The organism is Streptomyces puniciscabiei (assembly GCF_006715785.1).
In the GTDB taxonomy this organism is placed as follows: Bacteria; Actinomycetota; Actinomycetes; order Streptomycetales; family Streptomycetaceae; genus Streptomyces; species Streptomyces puniciscabiei.
This window is the reverse complement of record NZ_VFNX01000001.1, coordinates 3,258,984-3,281,050: the sequence shown is the minus strand read 5'-3', so window position 1 is coordinate 3,281,050 and position 22,067 is coordinate 3,258,984. Positions and strand designations below refer to the sequence as shown.

The following is a 22,067-nucleotide window of genomic DNA, read 5'->3' as shown; positions in this document are numbered from 1 at the left end:
CTAGTCGTTGCGAATTGACCTGAACTGGAAGACAGGACTCCCGTTCCGGGCGGTCCTCGGACGAGCCGTGCCGGGGCCCCTAGACGAGCCGTACGGGCTTCTCGGGGCGTATCCCGGTCGCGGCCAGCCAGTCGCGCAGCGGGCCCGGGTCCCCCTCCTCGATCAGGCTGAGCACCTTGGGGGTGAGGTCGGCGGCCCGCTCGCCGCCCAGCAGCAGGGAGGGGCCGTCCAGCCAGTCCAGGGCGGGGACCGCGCCGGCGGTGTCGACGGCCGCGCAGCAGACCATCGCCGTGACGTGATCGGTGAGGAGGTCGCGGGCGGTGCGGGGAGGCTGCAGCGGGAAGAGGGGCAGGCCGCCGTCGTCCCACAGGGCGCTGTCGGGGGTCCCGCCGGTGGCAGTACCGGTGGCGGTCGCACCGGAGGTCGGCGCGCCGGCCTCTTCGCGGGCCAGCTCGGCGGTCAGGCCTGCGGCGAGGGCGGCGCTGCGTTCGGTGCCGGGGTCCTCTGGCGGGGGTCCCGCCACGGCTTCGCCTTCGGCGGGGATTTCTTTCCCACCCGCACCACCCGTGCTGCTTTCGTCGTCGGGTGCGGGTGGCCCCTGTGGGGCGTCCTCGCCGTCGGCGGCCTGCGGGGCGGTCGGCGGGGCGGGTGGGGCTGAGGGGACTTGCTCGCCGTCGGTCGCCTGGGGGTGGTGCGGTGGTTTTGGTACTGCTGCTCCTGGGGCGGGCTCCGTGAGGTGGTCCAGGATGCGGGCCAGGGTGGGGCCGCCGGGGTCGGGGGTCGTGGGGTCGAGGGAGGGGCGGACGCCCAGGGCGTCGAGGACACGGTGGAGGCGCGCGGCGTCGGCGCGCCAGGTGCGGTCCACGACCTCCTCCGGGTACGCCTGCCAGTCCACCGGCGCCCAGTCCGGGCCGGACTCCGCGGGGCCGCCGTGGAAGAGGCGGGCGGCGAGGAGGGACGCGGCCTCGTCCACGGCGCCCGGCTCCTCCAGCAGGTCGCAGGCGGGGCGCTCGCCGAGCCGGGAGGTGAAGCCCTCGGCCAGGCGGTCGCGCCGGGACAGCTCGGTGAGCGCCGCCACCACGCCCGCGTCCAGCCGCGAGGGCCAGCGGCCCATGCGCCAGGCGGGCAGCGCGACCCTGGTCAGCAGCCGGTCCCAGCCGGCGTAGGCGAGGCCCACCTGCTCCTGGGCCACGATCCGCAGGCCGTAGTCCACGGCCTGGGCCCGCTCGGCCGCCGCCGCGGCGACCCCGCGCTCCATCTGCGTCGCATGCTCCCGGCAGCCGCGCAGCAGCAGCCGGGCCACCCAGCCGAGGGCCGCGCACACACCGCGCGTCGCCGGACAGCGGCCCGGTGTCGCGGCGACCGCGACCGCCGCGTCCAGGCCGCGCACGAAACGCCGGGCGGCGGCTATGTCCGGGTGCGCCGAGGGGCCCGTACCGGCGATGACCGGGGCGAGGACCGCGCGCAGCTCGCCGACGCGCATCCACCACAGGAACGGGGAGCCGATGACGAGCACCGGCGCGACGGGCGCGCGGCGGCGGCCCGGGCCCGCCAGCTCGTCCTCGCCGGGCGCGGGGCGCGCGGGCGGGCCGTGGGCCGAGTGCGTACGGTCCTCCAGCCAGCTGTCGCAGTCCGGGGTGAGCGCTATGGCCGAGGGGGCCGGCACGTCCAGCCGGTCGGCGAGGTCGCGCACCATCCGGTACAGATCCGGGGCGGACTCCTCCGGGATCGGCACCGTGGGGCTCACGGCGGGGCGGGCCCGGGCCACGACCAGGGCGATGCCGACGGCGGCCAGCAGCACCAGCACGGCGAGCACGCCCACGATCCAGCGGGCCACGTCCCAGCCCCGGCCGACGAAGTGGCCGGTGGAGCCGCCGGTCAGCAGGATCACCGCGGCCGCCGCGGGCAGCAGGGCCACGGCCAGCGCCCGGCCCCGGACGCGCAGTACGGCCAGGGCCCGGGAGCGCGCGGCCTGCGCGCCCGCCTCCGCACCGATTCCGGTCACGTCCCGCCCTCACCCCCTCGCTGCCGATGGCGTGCTGTCCTGGTTGTGCTCACTCCCCCACTGTGGCACCCGCCACTGACATCGCAATGCCGGTGGGCCAAGTGCCGGAACGCTTGCGCGGCACCCTAGTTGGGGCCCCGGCCCCCGTCAGCCGTATGGCCGATTGCTCACTCGATGGAATGGCTTTGGTCAGAGGTGGGTGACAGACAGCAAAGATCAGGCCCCGGATCGGGGATCCGGGGCCTGTGCCTTGTCAGGAGGGGAAGGTCAGGCGTTCGCCGCCTGCGCGGCCGCCTTCGCGGCGATGTCGGTGCGGTGCTGGGAACCGTCCAGCCGGATCCGGCCCACCGCCCGGTACGCCCGCTCGCGCGCCTCGGTCAGGTCCTTGCCGGTGGCGGTGACGGACAGCACCCGCCCGCCCGCGCTGACGACGGCGTCGCCGTCCCGCTTGGTTCCGGCGTGCAGCACGTACGCGTGCGGGGCGTCCTTCGCGGCCACCTCGTCCAGTCCGGTGATCGGGTCGCCGGTGCGCGGGGTGGCGGGGTAGTTGTGCGAGGCGACGACGACCGTGACGGCGGCGTCCTCGCTCCAGCGCAGGGGCGGCAGGTCGGCGAGGTTGCCGGTGGCGGCGGCCAGCAGGAGGCCGGCCAGCGGGGTCTGCAGCCGGGCCAGCACGACCTGGGTCTCGGGGTCGCCGAAGCGCGCGTTGAACTCGATCACCCGGACACCGCGGCTGGTGATCGCCAGGCCCGCGTAGAGCAGACCGGAGAAGGGCGTGCCGCGGCGGCGCAGTTCGTCCACGGTGGGCTGCAGCACCGTCTGGAGCACCTCGTCGACCAGCTTCGGCTCCGCCCACGGCAGCGGCGAGTACGCGCCCATGCCGCCGGTGTTCGGGCCCTCGTCGCCGTCCAGCGCGCGCTTGAAGTCCTGGGCGGGCTGGAGCGGCAGGACCGTCTCCCCGTCGGTGATCGCGAAGAGGGACACCTCGGGGCCGTCGAGGAACTCCTCGATGACGACACGCTCACAGGCGGCGGCGTGAGCCGTGGCGGCCTCGATGTCGTCGGTGACGACGACGCCCTTGCCGGCGGCCAGCCCGTCGTCCTTGACGACGTAGGGGGCACCGAAGGCGTCCAGGGCCTCGGCCACCTCCTCGGCGGTCGTGCACACGTAGGAGCGGGCGGTCGGCACCCCGGCCGCCGCCATGACGTCCTTGGCGAAGGCCTTGGAGCCCTCCAGCTGCGCGGCCTGCCCGGACGGGCCGAACACCGGGATGCCCGCGGCGCGGACGGCGTCGGCCACACCGGCGACCAGCGGGGCCTCCGGGCCGACGACGACCAGCTCGGCGCCGAGGCCGGCGGCCAGCTCGGCGACCGCCTTGCCGTCGAGCGCGTCGACCGGGTGCAGCTCGGCGACCTCGGCGATGCCGGCGTTGCCGGGGGCGCAGTGCAGCGCGGTGACGTCGGGATCGAGGGACAGGGAACGGCACAGGGCGTGTTCGCGGGCGCCGCCGCCGATGACGAGGACCTTCACGGGGCCAGCCTAATGGCAAGGTTGCCGAAGGCCGGGGGCCGGGTTTGTTGGGGTTTCCTCCAAAGGGGGCCCGGAAGGCCCCGGAACCGACCGTGAGAGCTCCGCGTTCGGACGCCTGTGAGCACGCCCTACTCGTTCGAGAACTCCTCCACCACCGTCGCCCCCAGCTCCCGCACGATCAGTTCATGGCCGGAGAGGGCCGACTCGTCCAGGTCCGGGTCGTCGTCCTCGGGGATGTCGTCCTCGGGGGCGACCGGGGGCGGCTCGGGCGCGGCGGCGGGCTGGGGGGCGGTCGCGGCAGGCCGGGCCCCGGGGCCCGACGACGATGACCCGGCTGCCCGGGGGGCGGGCTGGGGAGCCGCGGAGGGGGCCGCGGCCGGGGCGCCGTAACCCCCGCTTCCTGCGGCGGGAGCGCCGTAACCGCCTCCGCCGCCGTAGCCCGAGCCGCCGGCCGGCGGGGGCGCGGAACCGCCACCGGACGGATCGACGACCGCCTCGATCTTCCACTGCACGTTGAACTGCTCGGCCAGCGCCGCCCTCAGTACGTCCTCGCTGCCGCTGCCGGCGAAGTTGTCCCGGGCACCGGCATTGACGAAGCCGAGCTGGAGGGTGGTGCCGTCGAAGCCGGTGACCTGCGCGTTCTGGCTGAGCAGGATCCAGGTGAAGCGGCGGCGGTTCTTGACGGCCTCCAGGATGTTCGGCCAGAGCATGCGGGGTTCGAGGCCACCGGCGGGGGCGGCCGCGGGCGGTACCGGAGCCGCGGGGGACGGCGGGGATGCCGGGGCCTGCTGCTGGGCCGGGGCACGGCCGGGGGTCTGCCCCTGGGGCGCGCCGCCCGCGGGTGCCGCTGCCGTCGGCCAGCCACCGGGGCGTCGGCCGCTTCCGGCGGGGGCGGCGGTGGGCCAGGCGCCGGGTGTGGCAGTGGCCGGGGCGGAAGGACCGGCCGGGGCGGAAGGACCGGCCTGGACGGGTGTGCCGGAAGGCGGCACCTGGGCCTGGGCGGCGGCGGGCGCGGGGGCCGACGGGGTGGCCGGGGCGGCGGCTGCCGGAGCGGGTGCGGGAGCTGCCGGAGCGGGTGCGGGAGCTGTCGGAGCGGCAGGGGCTGTGGGCGCGGGGGCGGCCGGAGCCGGACCGCCGACGCCGGGACCGCCGACGCCGGGACCGCCGACGCCCGCTCCACCCGCACCGGGGCCCCCGGCACCCGGGCCGTTGGAGGCTCGTACGGCCGCGCGGGCCGCCGCCGGGCCGCCGCCGGGCGGTACGGAGGCGGCGGCAGGCGGCAGGGGAGCGCCGCCTCCGTGGGCCTCGGGCCCGGGGACGTAGCCCATCGCGGGCGCACCGGCGCCGCCCGAGAAGTGGACGCCGCGCTCGAGACGGTCGAGGCGGGCCATCACGGACCGCTCGTCTCCATAGGCGGCCGGGAGCAGCACGCGCGCGCAGATCAGTTCCAGCTGGAGGCGGGGCGAGGTGGCACCGCGCATCTCCGTCAGGCCCGCGTTGACGAGGTCGGCGGCGCGGCTCAGCTCGGCGGCGCCGAAGGTGGAGGCCTGGGCCTGCATGCGCTCCAGGACGTCGGCGGGGGCGTCGAAGAGCCCCTTCTCCACGGCGTCCGGCACCGCGGCCAGGATCACCAGGTCCCGGAGCCGCTCCAGCAGGTCGGCGACGAAGCGGCGCGGGTCGTTGCCGCCCTCGATGACCCGGTCGACGACCTCGAAGGCGGCGGCTCCGTCCCCGGTGGCGAAGGCCTCGACGACGGAGTCGAGAAGAGAGCCGTCGGTGTAGCCGAGGAGGGAGGTGGCCATGGCATACGTCACACCCTCCTCTCCCGCGCCGGCGAGGAGCTGGTCCATGACGGACATGGAGTCACGCACGGAGCCGGCGCCGGCGCGCACGACGAGGGGCAGCACGCCCTCCTCGACCGGGATGTCCTCCTTCTGGCACACCTCGGCGAGATAGTCCCGCAGGGTGCCGGGCGGCACGAGCCGGAAGGGGTAGTGATGGGTCCGGGACCGGATGGTGCCGATGACCTTCTCGGGCTCGGTGGTCGCGAAGATGAACTTCAGATGCTCGGGCGGCTCCTCGACGACCTTCAGCAGGGCGTTGAAGCCGGCCGACGTGACCATGTGGGCCTCGTCGATGATGTAGATCTTGTACCGGCTGCTCGCGGGTCCGAAGAACGCCTTCTCGCGCAGCTCACGGGCGTCGTCCACACCACCGTGAGAAGCCGCGTCGATCTCGATGACGTCGATCGAGCCGGGGCCGTTCCTGGCGAGGTCACGGCACGACTGGCACTCGCCGCACGGCGTCGGAGTGGGGCCCTGCTCACAGTTGAGGCAGCGGGCGAGGATGCGCGCGCTGGTCGTCTTGCCGCAGCCGCGCGGACCACTGAACAGGTACGCGTGATTGACCCGGTTGTTCCGCAGCGCCTGCTGCAGCGGGTCGGTGACATGCTCCTGCCCGATGACCTCGGCAAAGGTCTCCGGGCGATAGCGGCGGTACAGCGCGAGAGACGACACGCATACGAGGTTATAGGCGCCCACTGACAACCGGCCCCGCCGCGGAACCCGGCCCCGGACCACGGATGCCGGCCCGGAAACGCAAGGGCCCCCCACGCACCCGCCAGAGCCGACCTACCCTTGCTGCCTTCCGGCCCTGGGGGAGTTCAGTCAGATAGCGCCGCGTGAGGGGCTGTGCCCCACAGTACCCGATCGCGGCCCGCGGTCCGAACCCGATCGCACCCCGCCGACCGCCCCGATGACGGCCTGCGGGAACGAGTTCGCGAGCACTCCCCTCGGTCATGTAATGTTTCCGGCGGAGGATTCGCCTAGAGGCCTAGGGCGCACGCTTGGAAAGCGTGTTGGGGGCAACCCCTCACGAGTTCGAATCTCGTATCCTCCGCCAGCCCAGAGGGCCGGACCGCGAAAGTGGTCCGGCCCTCTGGCGTTCATCCCTCTCGGCTTCCGTGTCGGCCCCTCTCGGGTTCCATGTCGGCCCCCCTCGGCTTCCGTGTCGGCTGCCCTCTCGGCTTCCGTGTCGGTTTCCGTCTCGTTCGGCCTCGTTCACGGCCGCGGCCCGGCGTGCCGCTGAGGGCTTGGTGACGAAGCGCACACTCTCGCGGCCGCGGACGGCTCACGCGCGGAGATCGCCGGGCATTCGCCCTGTCCACAGCCTGTGCGCACGCCGCCGCCCCCGGGATCGCGGCCGCGGTGGAGGGCGGTGTGCCGGCGAAGCGGCAGTTCTGTGAAGCGGTGATCTGGAACCCCGGCACGGAAAGGGCCATCTCTTATCGCGGCCGACCGTGCCGACCGGTTCCCCGGGCGGGCGGAGGCGTGTGAGGTGCCCGACCGGGCGTGCGCGGCATGTACACATCAACTGTACAGTTACGCCATGATCGCCCCCCTCACTCCATCCGGCCTCCTCGGCGTGCGCGTCCGGCGAAAGTCCGGTGCCTGATGGCCACCGCCGTTCGCGCACCGGAGCCGGGCGCCACCACCGCCGCCGAGTCGCGTCGCGTCGAGCGACGGTGGGACTGGCCGGTGCTGGTGGTCTGCGCCGTGTCCGCGCTCGCGGTGGGCCTGCTCTCGCCCGCCGACACCTCGCAGGAGGCATGGGGACTGGCCGCCGCACTGGGTTACGGCTGTGCCGCACTGGTCGCGGCGAGGTCGTCCGCACGCTGGGCGCCGGCCCCGGCCGTGGTCGCGGTGGCCGGCGCGATCGTCGTGCCCCTGCTGTACCTGACGGTGATCAGCAAGGAGCAGATGGAGGTCGGCGTCGTGGAACGGGCCGCTGATCTGCTGTTCGCCTCCGGAAACCCGTACAACCCCACGCCGCACGTGGTGCGGGACTTCAATCCCTACCTCCCCGGCATGGCGCTCTTCGGCATACCGCACATGCTGTTCGGCGACGCTCCCTTCACCAGCGCCCGGTTGTGGTTCCTCGCCGGTTTCCTGGCGGCCGTGGTGGCCGCGATACGGGTGCTGGCCAACGGCCGGGACGGGGGCGCCGGCCGGCTCGGCACCCCGCGCGGAGTCACCGGCAGGACGGGCGTGCTGTGGCTGTGCGCCTGTCCCGTCGTCGCCCTGCCGCTCACCATCGGTGGCGTGGACCCGCCGGTCATCGGGCTGATGTGCCTGGCCCTGGCCTTCACCCAGCGGGGCGACGCCGGACGGGCCGGGCTGGCCCTGGGCGCGGCGGCCGCGCTGAAGTGGACCGCGTGGCCGGCCATCCCGGTGCTCGTCGCCGTACTGGCGGTGCGCGGCGGACGGCGGGCCGCGGTCAGGTGCACGGCCGGAGCCTTGGGTGTCGCCGTGCTCGCCGTTCTGCCGGTGGCCCTGGCGTACAGCGACGCCTTCTACCGCAACGTCGTTCTCTACCCGTTCGGTCTCGGTCCCACGGCATCGTCCGCGCAGAGTCCCTTGCTGGGCCATCTGATCGCCGTACTGGTTCCGCACGGCGATGCGGTCACCATGGCGCTCATCGCGCTGAGCGCCGCGGGTGTGGGCCTCTCGCTCGTGATCCGCCCGCCGTCGAGCGCCGTGGCCGGTGCCGACCGGCTGGCACTCGGTCTGATCCTGGCGATCGTGCTGTCCCCGGCGACCCGCATCGGCTACGCCATCTACCCGGTCGTCCTGCTGACGTGGCCGCGCTTCACCGCCGCCCTGTCCGGGGCGCGCCGCCGCGGCCTCGCCCCCCAGGGCCCCCCTGCGCCGCGGAATTCAACGTGAGCAACCAGGGCAGAACGGCATCTTCCATGCCGCAGCCACGCGATGCCGTTGCAAGATCTACAAATTAGTGTGATCATGACAAATAGCGAACGGCGCTTCATCAAGCCTTCGCAGTCAACTATTCGATGGCGGGACAGCATGGTTGGGGCCGCAGCGGGGCAACGCTGCGGCCCCACCCCCGTCATCGCTCTGCACATCAGGAGGAGACAGTGATGACGGAGCACACTCAGCCCGCGAGACGGGCGCGGACCACCATAACGCGCGTCGCCGCGCTCACGGGCGCGGCGATCGCGGCCGTCGCCCTGTCCACGCCGGCAGCGCTGGCGAGCGGCACGAGCCCCAAGCTCAACGGCTGCTACTCGACCTGGGGAAGCACCGGATCGGTGGGCCACTGCGCCAGGGTGACCGAGACCGGCCAGTACAAGAACCGCGGCGTGTGCACCTTCGGGAACGAGGACTCGATCTGGACGGTCTTCTACTCCGGGGAGTCGCACCCCAAGTGGGGCGGAGTCGAGTGCACCTTCGACATCGAGAAGTCCTACATCATGTTCACGAATTGATGCGTCTCGGCACGTAGAGGTGAGGTGACCGGGTGCCGCCGCGGGCGGCACCCGGTCACGCACGTGAAAGGAACAACGTGGGACCGATCGCATCGCTGTCGGGAATCGCCCAGGGCTACGGCCGGCACCAGGTGATCACCGGACTCCACTGGGATCTCGACGTGGGGGTCCATGGACTTCTGGGCCCCAACGGCGCGGGAAAGACGACACTTCTCCGCACTCTTGCCACGGTCGCGCCTCCACAGGAGGGGACCCTGGAGATCTGCGGCACCAAGGTGCACTCCGAGCGGTCGGCGAGGTCGGCTCGCCCCTTGATCGGCTACCTGCCCCAGGAATTCGGATACTTTCCGTCCTTCTCCGTCTACGACTTCGTCAGGTACAGCGCGTGGCTGCGCGGAATTCCCGACGGTGAGGCCCACGACGCGGCCCGGAAGGCGATCGCGTCCGTCCTCCTCGAGGAACGGTCGCAGGCCAGGATGAAGTCCCTCTCCGGTGGCATGCTGCGCCGCGCGGGCATCGCCGCGGCCATCGTCGGCTCACCGCGACTCCTGCTCCTGGACGAGCCGACCGTCGGCCTGGACCCCGAACAGCGGCTGCAGTTCCGCGAACTGATCAGATCGCTGACGGGCTCGGCGATCGTCCTGAGCACCCACCTCGTCGAGGACGTGGCGGCCGTCTGCGACCAGGTCGTCGTCATGCAGTCCGGAAGGTTCCTCTTCCGCGGCACCCCGGAGGCCCTCGCGGGCCACAGCCGGTCGGGAGTGGCGGGCGACAGCCCGTTGGAGCGCGGGTACATGGCGGCCCTGTCGGGGCAGGGGGAGCTCTCCTGATGCGCATCCTCTGGATGGAGTTGCGGCGCTCTCCCCTTCGCTGGTGGTTCCCCGTCCTCGTCGCCCTGGACGTGGCGGTTCTCTTCGGACGGTCCCAGTGGTGGATCGGCGTCTGGCCGCAGGCCAGCGCGGCGGCCCAGATACCCGCCTTCTACCTCGGCCCGTTCCTGGCGGCCTACGCCGCCTGGGCCTCCGGCCGGATCCACCGGCTCGGCTTCGAGGACCAGCACACCGCGGGCACCAGGCCCCGATGGCGGGTCGAGGTCACGCACATCACGGCGGTCGCCGTCTACGGCGGCGTCGCCTACCTCGTGGGCGCCCTGGTCGCCGCGGCGGTCAGTTACCGCGACGCCGGACCCGGATTCCTGTGGCCCAGTTACCTCCTGCTGGGGGCGGCGCTCATCGTTCTGTGCATCGCTGTCGGCCACATCGCCGGGCGCTGGTTCCCGTCCGCTTTCGCCACCCCGGTGATCTCCGGTCTGGCCTGCTTCCTGGTGGTGACCATGAACGGCGGCCCGGCGAAGGCCGGCCTGTTCGTGCTCTCCGGCGCCCCCGCCGTGGAAGTGACTCCGGGGCGTCTCGCCGTGCGCTGGGGGCTCGCGCTCTGCGCGGTGGCCGTCGCCGTTCTCACGCCCCGCAGTCTGTCCGGGTACACCGGTGAACGCGGGAAGCTGATCGCCAGGCTGCCGGCCATCGGCAGCTCGGCGCTGGCCGTCGTGTGCCTGGCGGGCGTGCTCACGGCAGGCCCCGTGCAGACGGCGCGGGCCAATCCGAGCGCTCCGGCGTGCACGCGTACCGAGCCGAAGATCTGCGTGTGGCCCGAGGAGCGCATGTACCTGCCGCGGCTCGAGGCGCTGGCACGGCGCGTGTCGGCACTGCCGCCCCTCATCAAGTCCCCCTCGTCGTTCTACGAGGAGGGGCTGAGGGGCGACAAGGGGCAGGACACCGACTTCTCGATCTTCGAAGGGTCCATGTGGGAGGTGGCCGACAGCATGTCCATCGCGATCTCCCGGACGTCCACCCCGCCCTTCTGCGAGGCGGCGAACAGCGACGCCGACGACCGGCGCATGGCGGCGTACTTCGAGCTCGACTCGTGGCTGGCGGCCCGGATCTCCGGCGCCGGGCAGCCGTCCGACATCCACGGCGGGCCGCCCGGTGTCGACCAGCGGGCGATCGCACGGCTGATCAAGCAGCCCGAGCCGGTACAGGTGGACTGGGTGAAGAAGCGGATCAAGGTGATCGAGGGTACGCACTGTGCTTGATCTGCCCGGGCCCGATCGGCGTGAGTCCTGGATCCGCTACCTGCGGGCGCATCGCTTCCGCGGCATCGCCGTGGGCTGGGCCGTGGTGGTCGCGTGCGATGTGGCGTTCGGGTCCGCCCGGCTCGCCTTCCCCTTCAGCGGCAGCGGAGCCTCCGCGACCCCTCTGCGCCATGAGATTCCCCTGGCCCTGGCCGTGCTCACCGTGGGCGGCCTGGGCAGCGCCATGGAGTCCCTGGAAGAGGCGGCGGGCAGGGGCTTCCGGCGGGTCGAGATCTCCTGCCTCGTCGGGGCGGTCTCCGTGTCCGCTCTGCTGCTCGCCGCGGGCGAGGCGTTCCTGAGCCCCATGGACACCGTTCTGCTGCTCCTGAGAGGCCTGCTGATCTGGGTCGGGCTCGCCCTGCTGTCCGGGCGGGCCTGGGGCTGGAGATTCTCCTGGATCCTTCCGCTGGTCACCCTGTTCCCGCTGACGTACTGGCAGATCGACGGCCTGGGACGGTTCCGGTGGTGGGACTGGACGGACCAGCCCGGGTCCGCGATTCCCTGCTGGGGCATCGCGGTCGGCAGCGTGCTCGCGGGCGGGATCGCGACGGCGCTGACTCCATGGCGCGTCAACCGGTTGCGGCGCGCGATTCGGCGGAACAGGCGGCACGCCGAGGGGAATTGACCACGGCGTACGCGAGACTCTGAATTGTCCCTGCGTACCTGCGTACGCGTCATGCACGCACGGCAGGGGTGCCCCGATTCGGGACACCCCTGCAGCACTGATCTTCTCGCGCCTTTTACGAGTCGATCTTGTAGTTGATCCAGGACCTGTTGGCGGAGAAATTGCACTCCACATAGCCCCAGTTGGGCTTGGAGTTGCCCTTGTGGAACAGGTACCAGATCGACGAGTCCCCGGAGAAGCTGCAGTCGATCTCGTTCTGGAAGTCACCGGTACGCCCCACCGACTGGCAGTGGCCGTTGGACCCGGTGTTGCCCCAGCTCGAATAGCAGCCGTACGTCGTGGGGCTCGTGCCGCTGGCCAGCGCGGTCGGGGCGGCCACCGTGACGCTCGCCGCGGCCAGGCCCGCGATCGCGACCGCCCTCGCCAGCGTCTTGCGGGATCGCGTCGCGGATCGAATGAGCTCCGCCATAAGTGATTTCTCCTGATGTGCAGGCCAGTAGCGGGGCGGGATAACGGCGTTGCCCCGCCGTAACCCCAACCGTTATTCCGCTACCGGTGGTCGACTGAAAAGCGTGAGCGGTGGAACGCTCGCGCCAACTGTCATGATCGCATCAGGATTTCCGTTGCGCAACGCGCATGCCGGGAAAGACGCCGGATATTGATCCGAACGGTAAGTCATCCCCCTGGAACGGGAGATGGGCCGCGCAGTCGGGACCGATCGGGAAAAGGCCTACCGCGTCACCCGCACCGGAGCCGACACCGTCACCTGGTCCAGGTCCGACACCCGGACCGTCGCCTTCATCGTCCAGGTGCCGGGAAGGGGCAGGTCGAAGGAGTCGCTGGACCAGTAGCCGCCCCGGTCGGTGACGCGGGTGTCGAGGGGGCCCAGACGCTGGGCGGGCAGCGTGAGGGTGATACGGAGTTCGGGGACCGTGGACAGGCCGCCGTCGGGGCCGTAGACCACCGCCTGGACGGAGGTGCGGCCGACGCGGCCCGGGTCCAGGGTGATCTGGACCTTGCCGTGGCCGCCGGGGGTGCCGACGTCGAAGGGGATCGTGGTGACGGAGGCCGTCGGGATACCGGCCGACGGGGTTCCGCTCTCCGTCGCCTCCTCGGCCGCGCGGCCGGGCGCCGTGCTCGTCAGCAGGGTCGTCAGGGCCAGCACCACCAGACCGGCGGCCGCCTCCGCCAGCACCGAGCGGCGCAGGATGTGGACGGGCGGGGCCGGGGCGGGGCGTTCCGGGGGCTGCGGAGCCTGCGGGGGCCGCGGGAGCGGGGGGACCGTGGCCGGTTCGCGGACGCTGGCGACGGCAGGCCGGGGTTCCCCGGCCAGACGGGTCGTCCAGGTGCGGGAGCAGGCCGCCGTCAGGAGCAGCACGGTGACCGCCGCCAGTTTGGCCAGCAGGGTGCGGCCGTACGTCGTGTCCGTGAGCGCCTGCCAGGAGCCGAGGCCCCGCCAGGACTGGTAGACGCCGGTCACGACCAGCACCGTCACCGAGGCGGAGGCCAGCCGGGAGAAGCGGGCCACGGTGGCCGGGGAGGTGCGCCGCAGGGTGAGCAGGAGGGCCGCCAGACCGCCCAGCCAGGCCCCCATGGCCAGCAGATGGAGAGTGGCGGCGGCGATGGCCAGGGGCACCTGGATGCCCGCCGAGGCGTGTTCGGCCGCCGTCCAGGTCAGCGCGAGGGGGAGGGAGACGGCCCCGGCCACGGTGAGCGTCGTACGGCGCGGGAGCCTTCGGCGGCGGGCCCGCAGGAGCGCCACCCCGGCGCCGGCCGCGAGCATCAGCGTCAGCCGGGCGAGCAGGAGCGCGCCGGGGCGGGTCGTGGCCGTGTGCGTGAGGGAGTTCAGGGAGAGGCTGGGGGAGGTGCCCTCCTCGTAGGAGCCGCGCAGGAGGTACAGCGCGGCCGTCGTGGCGATGAGGGTCCAGGCGGCGGCCAGCACCGGGGTGCGCAGCGGGGCCGCCGTCGGCGGGCGGCAGTACGCCACGAACGACGCCGTGCCGAGGAGGAGGGCCAGGGAGAGGTAGGCGAGGTAGCGGGCGATGTTGTACAGGGCCGCGGTGACGGGGTCCTGCGTGTCTCCGGGGACCGGGCTCACGGTCGTCGCGGTGCGCGTGCCGACCGAGAAGGTGAGCGCGCCGGACACCGGGTGGCTGTCCGCGGACACCACCCGCCAGGCCACCGTGTAGGTGCCGTCGGCGAGCTTGGCGGGGAGGGAGACACGGGCCGTGTCCGAGCGGCCGGGGGCGTGCTCGGCGGGGCCGGTGCGCAGCCGGTGGTTGGCGGGGTCGTAGACGCGGAAGGAGTCGGTGAGCAGACCCACCGACTCGGTGAAGGTCAGGGTGACGTGCCGGGGGGCCGTGCGCAGGAGGGTTCCGTCGGCGGGGTCGGTCGAGCGCAGGGCCGCGTGGGCGGACGCGGGGGCCGCGGTGCCGAGCACGAGGAGGAAGAGCCCCGCGCAGAGCAGGGCCAGCCGTCCCGGCCGTCGCCGGTGTCGGTCGCGCAGCAGCACTCGTCCCCTCCCTCGCCGCGGGTCCTCCGTATGAGTACGCGCGGACCGGCCGCCCTGCTCATTCATGCACTCACCATGTCGGCCGGGCCGGGATGCCGCCGCCGACGGTCAGGCGGTGGCCGGTGATCCAGCGCGCGAACGGCGAGGCCAGGAACACGGCGTACGCCGTCCGGCCGGGCCTCGACCGGGCCCTCCCCGTCGATCCGTCCGGGCGACTCGGCGTTGACGCGGATGCCGTCGGGCCCGCACTCCAGGGCCGCCGTGCGGGCGCCGCCGTGGCCCCGCATATGGGCGGCGGCGGCCTGGGTGCAGGCGAAGACGCTGGTGAGGTCGGTGTCGACGACCGTCCGCCACTCGGCCGCGGTCATGCCGGGCAGGGGCTGGACGGGCCGCACCGCCGCGTTGTCGACGAGGGCCCTGAGCCGGCCGCCGGACCGGTCGGTGCCCTCCCGGACCAGACGCCCGCGGGCCTCCTCGTCCGTCAGGCCCGCCCGGAGTACGACGGCCTCGCTGCCCGACTCCCGGATCCGGGCCGCCACGTCACCGGCCGCGTCCACCGCCGTACGGAAGTGGACGGCCACCGCCGCGCCTTCCTCGGCGAAGCGCAGCGCGATGGCGCGGCCGATGCCGCCGCCCGTGCCTGTCACCAGGGCGGTCTGTCCGTCGAGCAGGGTCAGCGGGCCGCTGTTCATGGGCGTTCGTGGTCGGCGCAGGTGAATCCGGGCGCCATGAGCTGCGGATGCCGCCGGTCAGCGGTGCGGGGCGCAGAAGTCGTCCCCGGCGGGCAGGGCGACGAGGGCGGAACCCCCGGGCCGCCCGCCCGGACGCTTCGGCCCTTCCCCCGGCGTCGTCGTCACCCGGGGAAGGCCGTCCCGCGCTCCAGGAAGGCGAGTTGGGCGTGCTTCTCCGGCAGGTACACGTCGGGGAGGTCCACCTCGGGCAGGACGACCACCGGGCCGCTCACGAAGCCCTGGCGCTCGAAGCGGGCGATCGCCCCGGTGTTGCGCACGTCCGGGTCGACCACGAGCCGGCGCCGGTCCAGGGTCCGCAGCGCGTACGTCGTCAGCACGGTCAGCAGCGCCGAACTCCAGCCCGGGTGCGGCCCGCCGGGGCCGGCCGGGGCGAGGAGGACGTGGACGCCCAGGTCGCCGGGGCGGACCTCGTAGCACTCGCCGACCCGGTCCGCGGCCGGCTCGTACGTCTGGAACAGGGCCACCGGTACGCCGTCCTTGGTGACGAGGTGGGCGTGGTGGGTGTCGAGGCCGGCCATGTGGGCGTAGATCTCGGCGACCTGGTCCCGGGTGAGGCCGTGCATGCCCCAGAAGACGGCGCGTTCCTCGCTCACCCAGCGGTGGACGACGTCCGCGTCGGAGGCCGGGTCGAGGGGGCGGATGCGGACGGTGCCGAAGCCGTCGACGTGCTGTTCGTGGAGGTCGGTGCGGTCGGTCATCGGATCTCCTCGGTGGGGTCGGGGGTGAGCAGGGCCCAGTCGGTGACGACGGGGACCAGTTCCCCCTGGAGCCACAAGGGGAGTTGGTCGTGGTGGTGCGGGCTGCCGGGGACACCGTCGGCGCCGAAAGGGACCACCCAGCGGCTGCCCGCCCGGTCGGCGAGGTCCCAGACGTAGCGGGCGGCAGGGCCGCGGGCCGCGCGGTCGGTGAGACCGGGGACGGCGGAGGTGCACAGCACGCAGTCGTGGTCGCCCGCGAGTCCGGGTGCCGTGTCCCCCTGCCCTTCCGGGTACGGCAGTGCGCGCCAGGCGGCGAGGCGGTGGGTGTCGGACCAGGTGCCGGCCGGCGGCTCGGCGGCCACTTCCTCCAGGGCGGCGCGGACCGCGGCCGGGCGGTCGATGCCGTACAACTCCTCGGCGGACAGCAGGTGTTCGAGGGCGTGGCCGAGGCGCGGGACGAGGGCCAGCCAGGGGAGCAGGACCTCCGGGCAGGCCGGGGGCTCGGCGAGCGGGGCGAACACCGGGTGGGCGGCGAGCCGGCGTACGACCGCGCCGCGCAGCGCCGCGTAGGCGGCCGCGTCGGTGCTGTCGGCGTCCATGTGCCGGTTCCAGGCGAGCAGACGGTCGCGCAGGCGGGCCGCGGCGGGGGTGAGGCCGTCGAGCGCGGCGAGCTGGTCCAGGAGCGGGGCGGCGGAGGCGAGGTGGGTGTCGGTGTGGATCACCGGCATGGCGTCGGCGGTCCAGGTGCGGCGCGCGTCGAGGAGGGCGCGGATGCGGTCGGCGCGGTGCGGTGGGGCGAACTCCACGCCGAGGGGGGTGGCCGGGCCGCGCTGGTTGGCCATCACCGCGATGCCGTCCTCGACGGGGCCGTACGGCGTCTCGTGCCAGCCCTGCCAGTCGTGGCCGGGCTGCCAGGCGGGGACCGGGTGGAGGCGGTTGGCCTGCGCGCGGACCGGGACGCGGCCGGCGACGCGGTGGAGGGTGCGGCCGTGGGCGTCGGCGGCCTGTACGACGTTGACGGGCTCGGCCCAGGCGTCCAGGGCGCGGTCGACGTCCCTCACCGTACGGGCCCTGAGGAGGGGGAGCAGGGCGCCGAAGCCGAGGTCCGCGGTGACGCGGGGCGGGTAGCGCAGGGCCAGGGCGGGGTTCCCGCCGGGCTCCAGCGGGCTGTCCTCATCTGCGGAAGCGGTGTTGCGCGCCTCCAGGCCCTCCGGCCCGCCGACGATCACCGGTCCTCTCTCCGTCTCGATGATCTCGGTCTCGATCGGTGGCTCTCCCGCGATCTCCACCGTCTCCGTGTGCCGGGCCGCCCGGTGCCAGTGGCCGTCGGGGCCGAGGGCCTGGACGCCCGCGCCGGTGCGGCGCAGGCGTTCGCGGTAGAGGTCCTGGTAGTCGGCCATGGCGTTGGTGATGGCCCAGGCGACCGTGCCGGTGTGGCCGAAGTGGGGGATGCCGGGGACGCCGGGCACGGCCAGGCCGACGACGTCGAACTCGGGGCAGGCGAGGCGGATCTGCTGGTAGACGCCGGGGTCCTCGATGAAGCGGTGCGGGTCGCCGGCGATCAGGGCGTGCCCGGTGGCGGTACGGGCGCCGGAGACCAGCCAGCCGTTGCTGCCCGCGGTGCCGGGGCCGTCCGTGGCGAACAGGCCGACGGCGCCGGGACCGAGGTGCCGTATCGCCTGCTCGCGCCAGAGCTTGGCCGGGAAGCCGGCGAACAGCAGGTGGGTGGCGAGCCAGACGCCGAGCGGGGTCCAGGGCTGCCAGGGGGCGGGGCTGAGACCGGTGCGGGTGAATTCGGGCGCCCGGCGGGCCCCGGCCGGCAGGCCCTCGTTGACGCCGTCGACGTACGCCCGCACCCAGTCGGCCGTCTCCGGGTCCCGGCGTTCCAGCGCGGCGAAGCAGCGGCGGGCCGTGTCGTCGAGGCGGGCCCGGCGGGCGAGGACGTCCCAGGAGAGGGCGCCGGCGCCGAGGAAGGCGGCCGAGGTGCCCTGGGAGCGGTGGCGTTCGACCTCCAGCTGCCAGGCGCGGTCCAGCGCGGTGACCCGGCCCTGGGCACGGGCCAGTTCGAGGGTGCTGGAGGCCCGTAGGTGGGGGATGCCCCAGGCGTCGCGGTAGGTCTCGATGGTCACCCGGGCACCCTCTTCTACTTTAGGTTAGCCTTGCCTAACTTCACTCCTGTGAGGGGATCGTACGCGAGATGCGGAGGGGCCGTCGGACCACCCCGGCTGCGCCGCGCGCGCCGCCGGGCCACCATCGACGCATGGACGTCACCCTGCACCTCGCCCAGGACCGCGACGCCGACGCGCTGCTCGGGCGGTCCCCGCTCGCCGCGCTCACCGGCATGCTGCTCGACCAGCAGGTCCCCATGGAGTGGGCGTTCAAGGGTCCCCGGACCATCGCCGACCGGCTCGGCGTCGGAGCGGCCGGAGACCTCGACGCGCACGACATCGCCGCGATGGACCCGGAGGCCTTCGCCGCGCTGCTCGCCGAGAAGCCGGCCGTGCACCGTTACCCGGGCTCGATGGCCAAGCGCATCCAGCAGCTGTGCCAGTACCTCGTCGAGCACTACGACGGGGACGCGGAGGCGGTCTGGCGGGACGTGCCGACCGGTACCGAGCTGCTGGAACGACTGGAGGACCTGCCCGGGTTCGGCAAGCAGAAGGCCCAGATCTTCCTCGCGCTGCTCGGCAAGCAGCTCGGCGTCACGCCGAAGGGCTGGCGGGAGGCCGCGGGGGCGTACGGCGAGCGCGAGTCCTTCCGGTCCGTCGCCGACATCACCGGACCCGAGTCGCTGGCCAAGGTCCGGGCGCACAAACAGGAGATGAAGGCGGCGGCGAAAGCGGCGAAGGGCGGCGGGAAGCAGGGGTGACTCCTGCGGGGCCGGTGCTCCGTGCCGGCGTCACCCGACCGGGCTCTTCCTGGTGGCCGCCCCGCCCCCGCCGTTCACAGCATGAACCATGACCGAGGCACCCAGCAGTGGCCCGGAGTGGGGCCGGGAGTACGACGACCGGAATGTGCACGCGACCGCGCCCCCGGGCGAGCGGCGGGAGCCCGAGCCGCCGTTCGAGGGACCGCTGCACGCCCTGTCCCGGGCCGCCTGGCAGGTCGTCCTGGGCACCGGGATCGCCTCACTGGTCCTCGGCGTCCTGGTGCTCGTGTGGCCCGGCGCCTCCCTGCTCGCCGCGGGCGTCCTGTTCGGGATCTACCTCGTGATCAGCGGCGTCTTCCAGCTGGTCGCCGCGTTCGGCACACACCGGGCGACCTCGCTGCGGGTACTGGCGTTCATCAGCGGCGCCCTGTCGATGCTGCTCGGCCTGTTCTGCTTCCGCGGGCCCATGCAGTCGATCCTGCTGCTCGCCCTGTGGATCGGCATCGGCTGGCTGATCCGCGGGATCACCCAGACCCTGGCCGCCCTGCACGACTCGCGGATGCCCGCCCGGGGGTGGCAGATCTGCCTCGGGGTCGTCACCTTCATCGCCGGGATCGTGCTCATCGACTCGCCGTTCCGGTCGGTCGCCGTGCTGACCCTCGTCGCCGGCATCTGGCTGGTCGCGGTGGGCATCGGGGAGATCGTCACCGCGTTCGGCATCCGCGGCCGGGCCAAGGCGGTCCCCCACACGGTGTGAACGGCGTCAACCACGGCCCCGATTCCTAGGCCCTGTCGTCTCCCGCCGTCCGCCAGGAGGGCGGGCCTCGCGCCCGCCGCGATGGGAGGTGCCCCCGCGCGAGCCATGTTCGAGCGGGGGGAGGCTATCGATGCCGTAGGTGCGTGCTCTGGGGGCCCTCCCCCCGAAGGCCGGGGGGAGCGCCGGGCCCTGGCCCTCGTACTGGACGTACTTGGGCCCGGGGCCGGTGCGGCGACTGGGGGTGCCCCCCTTCGGGGGAGCGTGCATGGCGTCGCGGGGCCGGGGGCACCGCCCGGCCGAAGGCCGGGGGAGGGAGTTCGACGAGAGGGCCTACGCCGTGCGGGCGGATCTCGGGCCCGGCGTGCAGCACTCCCCGCACGCTCCGGGGACACACCCCATGTGAGCGGGACCGGGAGCTTCTCCCGCAGCCGTACCTGGCTGCGGGTGCTCGTGCTGCTCCTCGCCCTGTGGGTGCCCGGCGCCCATGTGCAGGCCGAGGCGGCCCCGGCGCTGGGCGCCTCCGCCGAGACCTTCGACCACGACGCCCTCGACGCCCTCCTGCGGCCGCCCGCCCAGGCCGTCCACCGGGCCGGCGCACCCGAGCGCCCCGCGCCCCTCCCCGACCCGGCGCCCGCCCGGCCGGCGGCACGGCCCTGCCCCGGCGCGCCTCGGGTGCCGTACACCCTGCCCCTGCTCCGCACGGTGGTCCTGCGCTGCTGACGTCACCCGCGTCCCCGCGAAAGGCCGGTCAACAGGTCAGTCAGACGCAAGGAGCAGCACAGCCATGCCCATGGATCCCTACGCCGTCCTGCGCGCCCTGCTGCGCGCGGAGGCCCGGCGGGCGACGGCACCCGAGCCGGAGCGCAAGAAGGAAGAACCGCAGCGGCCGCCCGAGGACCGGGACGACCGCTGAACCGGGCCCGGCGGGGGCGCCACCGCCTCCGCCGGACCGCGCCGAACACCGAACGCCGTCGGCCCGCGGTCCACAGCCGTGCTGGATACGGAGGGGGACATCCGTATATGACCCGTTTGCCGCATCTTTTCAAGCGCCGCACTCGGCCGCCATGGCTGCGCCCGGAAGGTCTTGACCGGTAGGCTTTCCGTGTGATCTTCAAGCGCATCGGAAACGGCCGGCCGTACCCCGACCACGGCCGGGAAAGCACCCGGCAGTGGGCGGACGTCGCGCCGCGCCCGGTCCGCCTCGATCAGCTCGTGACCACCAAGCAGCAGCTCGACCTGGAGACCCTGCTGGCGGAGGACTCGACGTTCTACGGCGACCTCTTCGCGCACGTCGTGAAGTGGCAGGGCGACCTCTACCTGGAGGACGGGCTGCACCGCGCGGTCCGCGCCGCGCTCCAGCAGCGCCAGGTGCTGCACGCGCGCGTGCTCGAACTCGACTGACCCGGCGCGACACGGTCCTTGACCCTTGACCCTTTCGGGTTCCGCTGAGCGGCATCGACTGATCATCTAATAGGCAGCGCCGCTCGGGCGCACTACGCTGCGCCCATGAGCATGCTCACTCCCCCTGGCATGGGCGGCCAGTACCGGATCACGGGGGACAAATACCCTCGGATGCGCCCGCCGCGCCGACGCGCCAGGCTCGTGGCCGCCGTGGTGGCGTCCGTCGCCGTGCTCGGCCTGATCGGCTGGGGCACCCTGCAGCTCATCGACGTCTTCACCGGCGGCGCCAAGAAGAGCACGACGGCCGGCGCGAAGACCGGCTGCCACACCAAGGCCGATACGGCCGCACAGGTGAGGTCCCTGCCCAAGCCGGGCCAGATCACCGTCAACGTCTACAACGCCACCGCGCGCACCGGGCTGGCCAAGGCCACCGCCGACGAGCTGAAGAAGCGGGGCTTCCGCATCGGCAACGTGGGCAACGCGCCCGGGCAGTTCGACAAGAAGGTCAAGACCGCCGGGATGCTGCTCGGCCCGGCCTCCGCGCAGAACACCTCACTGGCGGTACTGGGCACGCAGCTCTCCGGTGCCGAACAGCGCACCGACACCCGCAAGGGCGCCGATCTCGACCTCATCCTCGGGGACGGCTTCAAGAGCCTGGCCACGCCGGCGGCCGCGGACCAGGCCCTGACCAAGCTGACCGCCCCCGCACCGACGGCATCCACGAAGAAGAGCTGCTGAGAAGCGCCCCGCGAGGGGCGCCCCATGAGCCGCGCGAACTACTCGGCAGCGCCGTAGAGACGGTCCCCGGCGTCCCCCAGCCCCGGCACGATGTACCCATGCTCGTTGAGGTGGTCGTCCACAGCCGCCGTCACCACCGTCACCGGCGTCCCCGCCAGCTCCCGCTCCATGAGCTCGACGCCCTCGGGAGCGGCGAGCAGCACCACGGCGGTGACGTCGTCGGCGCCCCGCTTGATGAGCTCCTGGATCGCGGCGACCAGCGTGCCCCCCGTGGCCAGCATCGGGTCCAGGACGTACACCTGGCGGCCCGAGAGGTCCTCCGGCATGCGCGAGGCGTAGGTGGAGGCCTGCAGCGTCTCCTCGTTGCGGATCATGCCCAGGAAGCCCACCTCGGCGGTCGGCAGCAGCCGCACCATGCCGTCCAGCATGCCGAGGCCGGCGCGCAGGATCGGCACGACCAGCGGGCGCGGGCGGGCGAGCTTGACGCCGGTCGTCTGCGCGACCGGCGTCCGGATGTCGACCGCATCGGTGCGCACGTCCCGCGTGGCCTCGTAGGCGAGCAGGGTGACCAGTTCGTCGGCGAGCCGGCGGAAGGTCGCGGAGTCGGTGCGCTGGTCGCGCAGCGTGGTGAGCTTGTGGGCGACCAGGGGGTGGTCGACGACGTGGAGACGCATGCCCCTAACGGTACCCGCGCCGCAGCCCCCACCCGTCCGGCGTACCCGCGGCCCTGACCCCCCGTGCGGCCCTGGCATCGAAGCGGCCGTC

The 22,067-nt window shown here is 73.5% G+C and carries 19 protein-coding genes, 1 tRNA gene, 1 other RNA gene and 1 pseudogene; 12 read left to right on the top strand and 10 right to left on the bottom strand.

The window, feature by feature from the left end:
• Nucleotides 1-79 precede the first annotated feature (79 nt).
• From FB563_RS15005 to ffs, 4 genes are all read right to left on the bottom strand, one after another.
• A complete protein-coding gene (locus tag FB563_RS15005; RefSeq protein ID WP_142218713.1) occupies nucleotides 80-2,005 on the bottom strand; it encodes a M48 family metalloprotease in 1,926 nt (641 codons plus the stop codon).
• A 267-nt stretch (nucleotides 2,006-2,272) separates the two neighbouring features.
• On the bottom strand, nucleotides 2,273-3,535 hold the full coding sequence (gene purD, locus FB563_RS15000; RefSeq protein ID WP_055710331.1) for a phosphoribosylamine--glycine ligase: 1,263 nt from the start codon (nucleotides 3,533-3,535) through the stop codon (nucleotides 2,273-2,275).
• 128 nt (nucleotides 3,536-3,663) lie between these two features.
• Nucleotides 3,664-6,051, bottom strand: a complete 2,388-nt coding sequence (locus tag FB563_RS14995) for a DNA polymerase III subunit gamma and tau (RefSeq protein WP_142218712.1) — start codon at nucleotides 6,049-6,051, stop codon at nucleotides 3,664-3,666.
• 80 nt (nucleotides 6,052-6,131) lie between these two features.
• An RNA gene (gene ffs, locus FB563_RS14990) (signal recognition particle sRNA small type) lies at nucleotides 6,132-6,228 on the bottom strand.
• A gap of 120 nt (nucleotides 6,229-6,348) precedes the next feature.
• On the opposite strand from ffs, the gene FB563_RS14985 reads away from it, so the two are divergent.
• The 6 genes from FB563_RS14985 to FB563_RS14960 all read left to right on the top strand — a co-directional run bounded on the left by FB563_RS14985 (nucleotide 6,349) and on the right by FB563_RS14960 (nucleotide 11,575).
• Nucleotides 6,349-6,436 (top strand) — tRNA-Ser (locus tag FB563_RS14985).
• A gap of 551 nt (nucleotides 6,437-6,987) precedes the next feature.
• Nucleotides 6,988-8,259 (top strand): glycosyltransferase 87 family protein, encoded by a 1,272-nt coding sequence (locus tag FB563_RS14980; RefSeq protein ID WP_167528486.1) that lies wholly within the window; start codon nucleotides 6,988-6,990, stop codon nucleotides 8,257-8,259.
• 212 nt (nucleotides 8,260-8,471) lie between these two features.
• Entirely contained in the window at nucleotides 8,472-8,819 is a 348-nt protein-coding gene (locus FB563_RS14975) for a hypothetical protein (RefSeq protein ID WP_055710432.1), read from the top strand.
• A gap of 77 nt (nucleotides 8,820-8,896) precedes the next feature.
• Nucleotides 8,897-9,649, top strand: coding sequence for an ATP-binding cassette domain-containing protein (locus tag FB563_RS14970; RefSeq protein WP_107100804.1), 753 nt, complete (start codon nucleotides 8,897-8,899; stop codon nucleotides 9,647-9,649).
• Entirely contained in the window at nucleotides 9,649-10,911 is a 1,263-nt protein-coding gene (locus tag FB563_RS42930; protein ID WP_055710433.1) for an ABC transporter permease, read from the top strand. Before FB563_RS14970 ends, FB563_RS42930 begins: the two co-directional genes overlap by 1 nt.
• A complete protein-coding gene (locus FB563_RS14960) occupies nucleotides 10,904-11,575 on the top strand; it encodes a hypothetical protein (RefSeq protein WP_055710434.1) in 672 nt (223 codons plus the stop codon). Before FB563_RS42930 ends, FB563_RS14960 begins: the two co-directional genes overlap by 8 nt.
• 115 nt (nucleotides 11,576-11,690) lie before the next feature.
• On the opposite strand, the gene FB563_RS14955 is transcribed toward FB563_RS14960, so the two are convergent.
• The 5 genes and pseudogenes from FB563_RS14955 to FB563_RS14935 form a co-directional block, all read right to left on the bottom strand.
• Complete coding sequence (locus tag FB563_RS14955) at nucleotides 11,691-12,044, bottom strand: hypothetical protein (RefSeq protein WP_055710435.1); 354 nt, start codon at nucleotides 12,042-12,044, stop codon at nucleotides 11,691-11,693.
• 261 nt (nucleotides 12,045-12,305) lie between these two features.
• On the bottom strand, nucleotides 12,306-14,153 hold the full coding sequence (locus FB563_RS14950; protein WP_142218711.1) for a copper resistance CopC/CopD family protein: 1,848 nt from the start codon (nucleotides 14,151-14,153) through the stop codon (nucleotides 12,306-12,308).
• Between the two features lie 4 nt (nucleotides 14,154-14,157).
• A pseudogene (locus FB563_RS14945) lies at nucleotides 14,158-14,779 on the bottom strand (SDR family NAD(P)-dependent oxidoreductase).
• A 161-nt stretch (nucleotides 14,780-14,940) separates the two neighbouring features.
• Nucleotides 14,941-15,537: a GNAT family N-acetyltransferase gene (locus FB563_RS14940; RefSeq protein WP_055707986.1), complete on the bottom strand. Its 597-nt coding sequence runs from the start codon at nucleotides 15,535-15,537 to the stop codon at nucleotides 14,941-14,943.
• On the bottom strand, nucleotides 15,534-17,666 hold the full coding sequence (locus tag FB563_RS14935) for a penicillin acylase family protein (protein ID WP_055707987.1): 2,133 nt from the start codon (nucleotides 17,664-17,666) through the stop codon (nucleotides 15,534-15,536). Before FB563_RS14935 ends, FB563_RS14940 begins: the two co-directional genes overlap by 4 nt.
• Nucleotides 17,667-17,797: 131 nt before the next feature.
• Here FB563_RS14935 and FB563_RS14930 point away from each other — a divergent pair, with 131 nt between their 5' ends.
• From FB563_RS14930 to FB563_RS14910, 6 genes are all read left to right on the top strand, one after another.
• Complete coding sequence (locus FB563_RS14930) at nucleotides 17,798-18,406, top strand: HhH-GPD-type base excision DNA repair protein (protein WP_055707988.1); 609 nt, start codon at nucleotides 17,798-17,800, stop codon at nucleotides 18,404-18,406.
• Between the two features lie 88 nt (nucleotides 18,407-18,494).
• The gene (locus tag FB563_RS14925) at nucleotides 18,495-19,163 is read left to right on the top strand and encodes an HdeD family acid-resistance protein (RefSeq protein WP_055707989.1); all 669 of its coding nucleotides are present in this window, start codon (nucleotides 18,495-18,497) and stop codon (nucleotides 19,161-19,163) included.
• A 399-nt stretch (nucleotides 19,164-19,562) separates the two neighbouring features.
• Nucleotides 19,563-19,883 (top strand): hypothetical protein, encoded by a 321-nt coding sequence (locus FB563_RS43510; RefSeq protein WP_208766296.1) that lies wholly within the window; start codon nucleotides 19,563-19,565, stop codon nucleotides 19,881-19,883.
• Nucleotides 19,884-19,947: 64 nt separating this feature from the next.
• Entirely contained in the window at nucleotides 19,948-20,076 is a 129-nt protein-coding gene (locus FB563_RS44905) for a hypothetical protein (protein WP_267888662.1), read from the top strand.
• Nucleotides 20,077-20,267: 191 nt separating this feature from the next.
• The gene (locus FB563_RS14915; protein WP_004943146.1) at nucleotides 20,268-20,564 is read left to right on the top strand and encodes a type II toxin-antitoxin system VapB family antitoxin; all 297 of its coding nucleotides are present in this window, start codon (nucleotides 20,268-20,270) and stop codon (nucleotides 20,562-20,564) included.
• A gap of 105 nt (nucleotides 20,565-20,669) precedes the next feature.
• A complete protein-coding gene (locus FB563_RS14910) occupies nucleotides 20,670-21,302 on the top strand; it encodes a LytR C-terminal domain-containing protein (RefSeq protein WP_234357878.1) in 633 nt (210 codons plus the stop codon).
• A 38-nt stretch (nucleotides 21,303-21,340) separates the two neighbouring features.
• Here FB563_RS14910 and upp read toward each other — a convergent pair whose 3' ends face one another.
• Nucleotides 21,341-21,976, bottom strand: a complete 636-nt coding sequence (upp, locus tag FB563_RS14905; protein ID WP_055708358.1) for a uracil phosphoribosyltransferase — start codon at nucleotides 21,974-21,976, stop codon at nucleotides 21,341-21,343.
• Nucleotides 21,977-22,067: the final 91 nt, after the last annotated feature.

Excerpts from the sequence above, each read along its gene's own strand:
- FB563_RS44905 (WP_267888662.1), top strand. The coding sequence starts at position 19,948 with ATGCCCATGGATCCCTACGCCGTCCTGCGCGCCCTGCTGCGCGCGGAG.
- FB563_RS42930 (WP_055710433.1), top strand. The coding sequence starts at position 9,649 with ATGCGCATCCTCTGGATGGAGTTGCGGCGCTCTCCCCTTCGCTGGTGG.
- upp (WP_055708358.1), bottom strand. The coding sequence starts at position 21,976 with ATGCGTCTCCACGTCGTCGACCACCCCCTGGTCGCCCACAAGCTCACC.
- FB563_RS14955 (WP_055710435.1), bottom strand. The coding sequence starts at position 12,044 with ATGGCGGAGCTCATTCGATCCGCGACGCGATCCCGCAAGACGCTGGCG.
- FB563_RS14980 (WP_167528486.1), top strand. The coding sequence starts at position 6,988 with ATGGCCACCGCCGTTCGCGCACCGGAGCCGGGCGCCACCACCGCCGCC.
- FB563_RS14950 (WP_142218711.1), bottom strand. The coding sequence starts at position 14,153 with ATGAATGAGCAGGGCGGCCGGTCCGCGCGTACTCATACGGAGGACCCG.
- FB563_RS14940 (WP_055707986.1), bottom strand. The coding sequence starts at position 15,537 with ATGACCGACCGCACCGACCTCCACGAACAGCACGTCGACGGCTTCGGC.
- FB563_RS14925 (WP_055707989.1), top strand. The coding sequence starts at position 18,495 with ATGACCGAGGCACCCAGCAGTGGCCCGGAGTGGGGCCGGGAGTACGAC.
- FB563_RS14975 (WP_055710432.1), top strand. The coding sequence starts at position 8,472 with ATGACGGAGCACACTCAGCCCGCGAGACGGGCGCGGACCACCATAACG.
- FB563_RS14930 (WP_055707988.1), top strand. The coding sequence starts at position 17,798 with ATGGACGTCACCCTGCACCTCGCCCAGGACCGCGACGCCGACGCGCTG.
- FB563_RS14910 (WP_234357878.1), top strand. The coding sequence starts at position 20,670 with ATGAGCATGCTCACTCCCCCTGGCATGGGCGGCCAGTACCGGATCACG.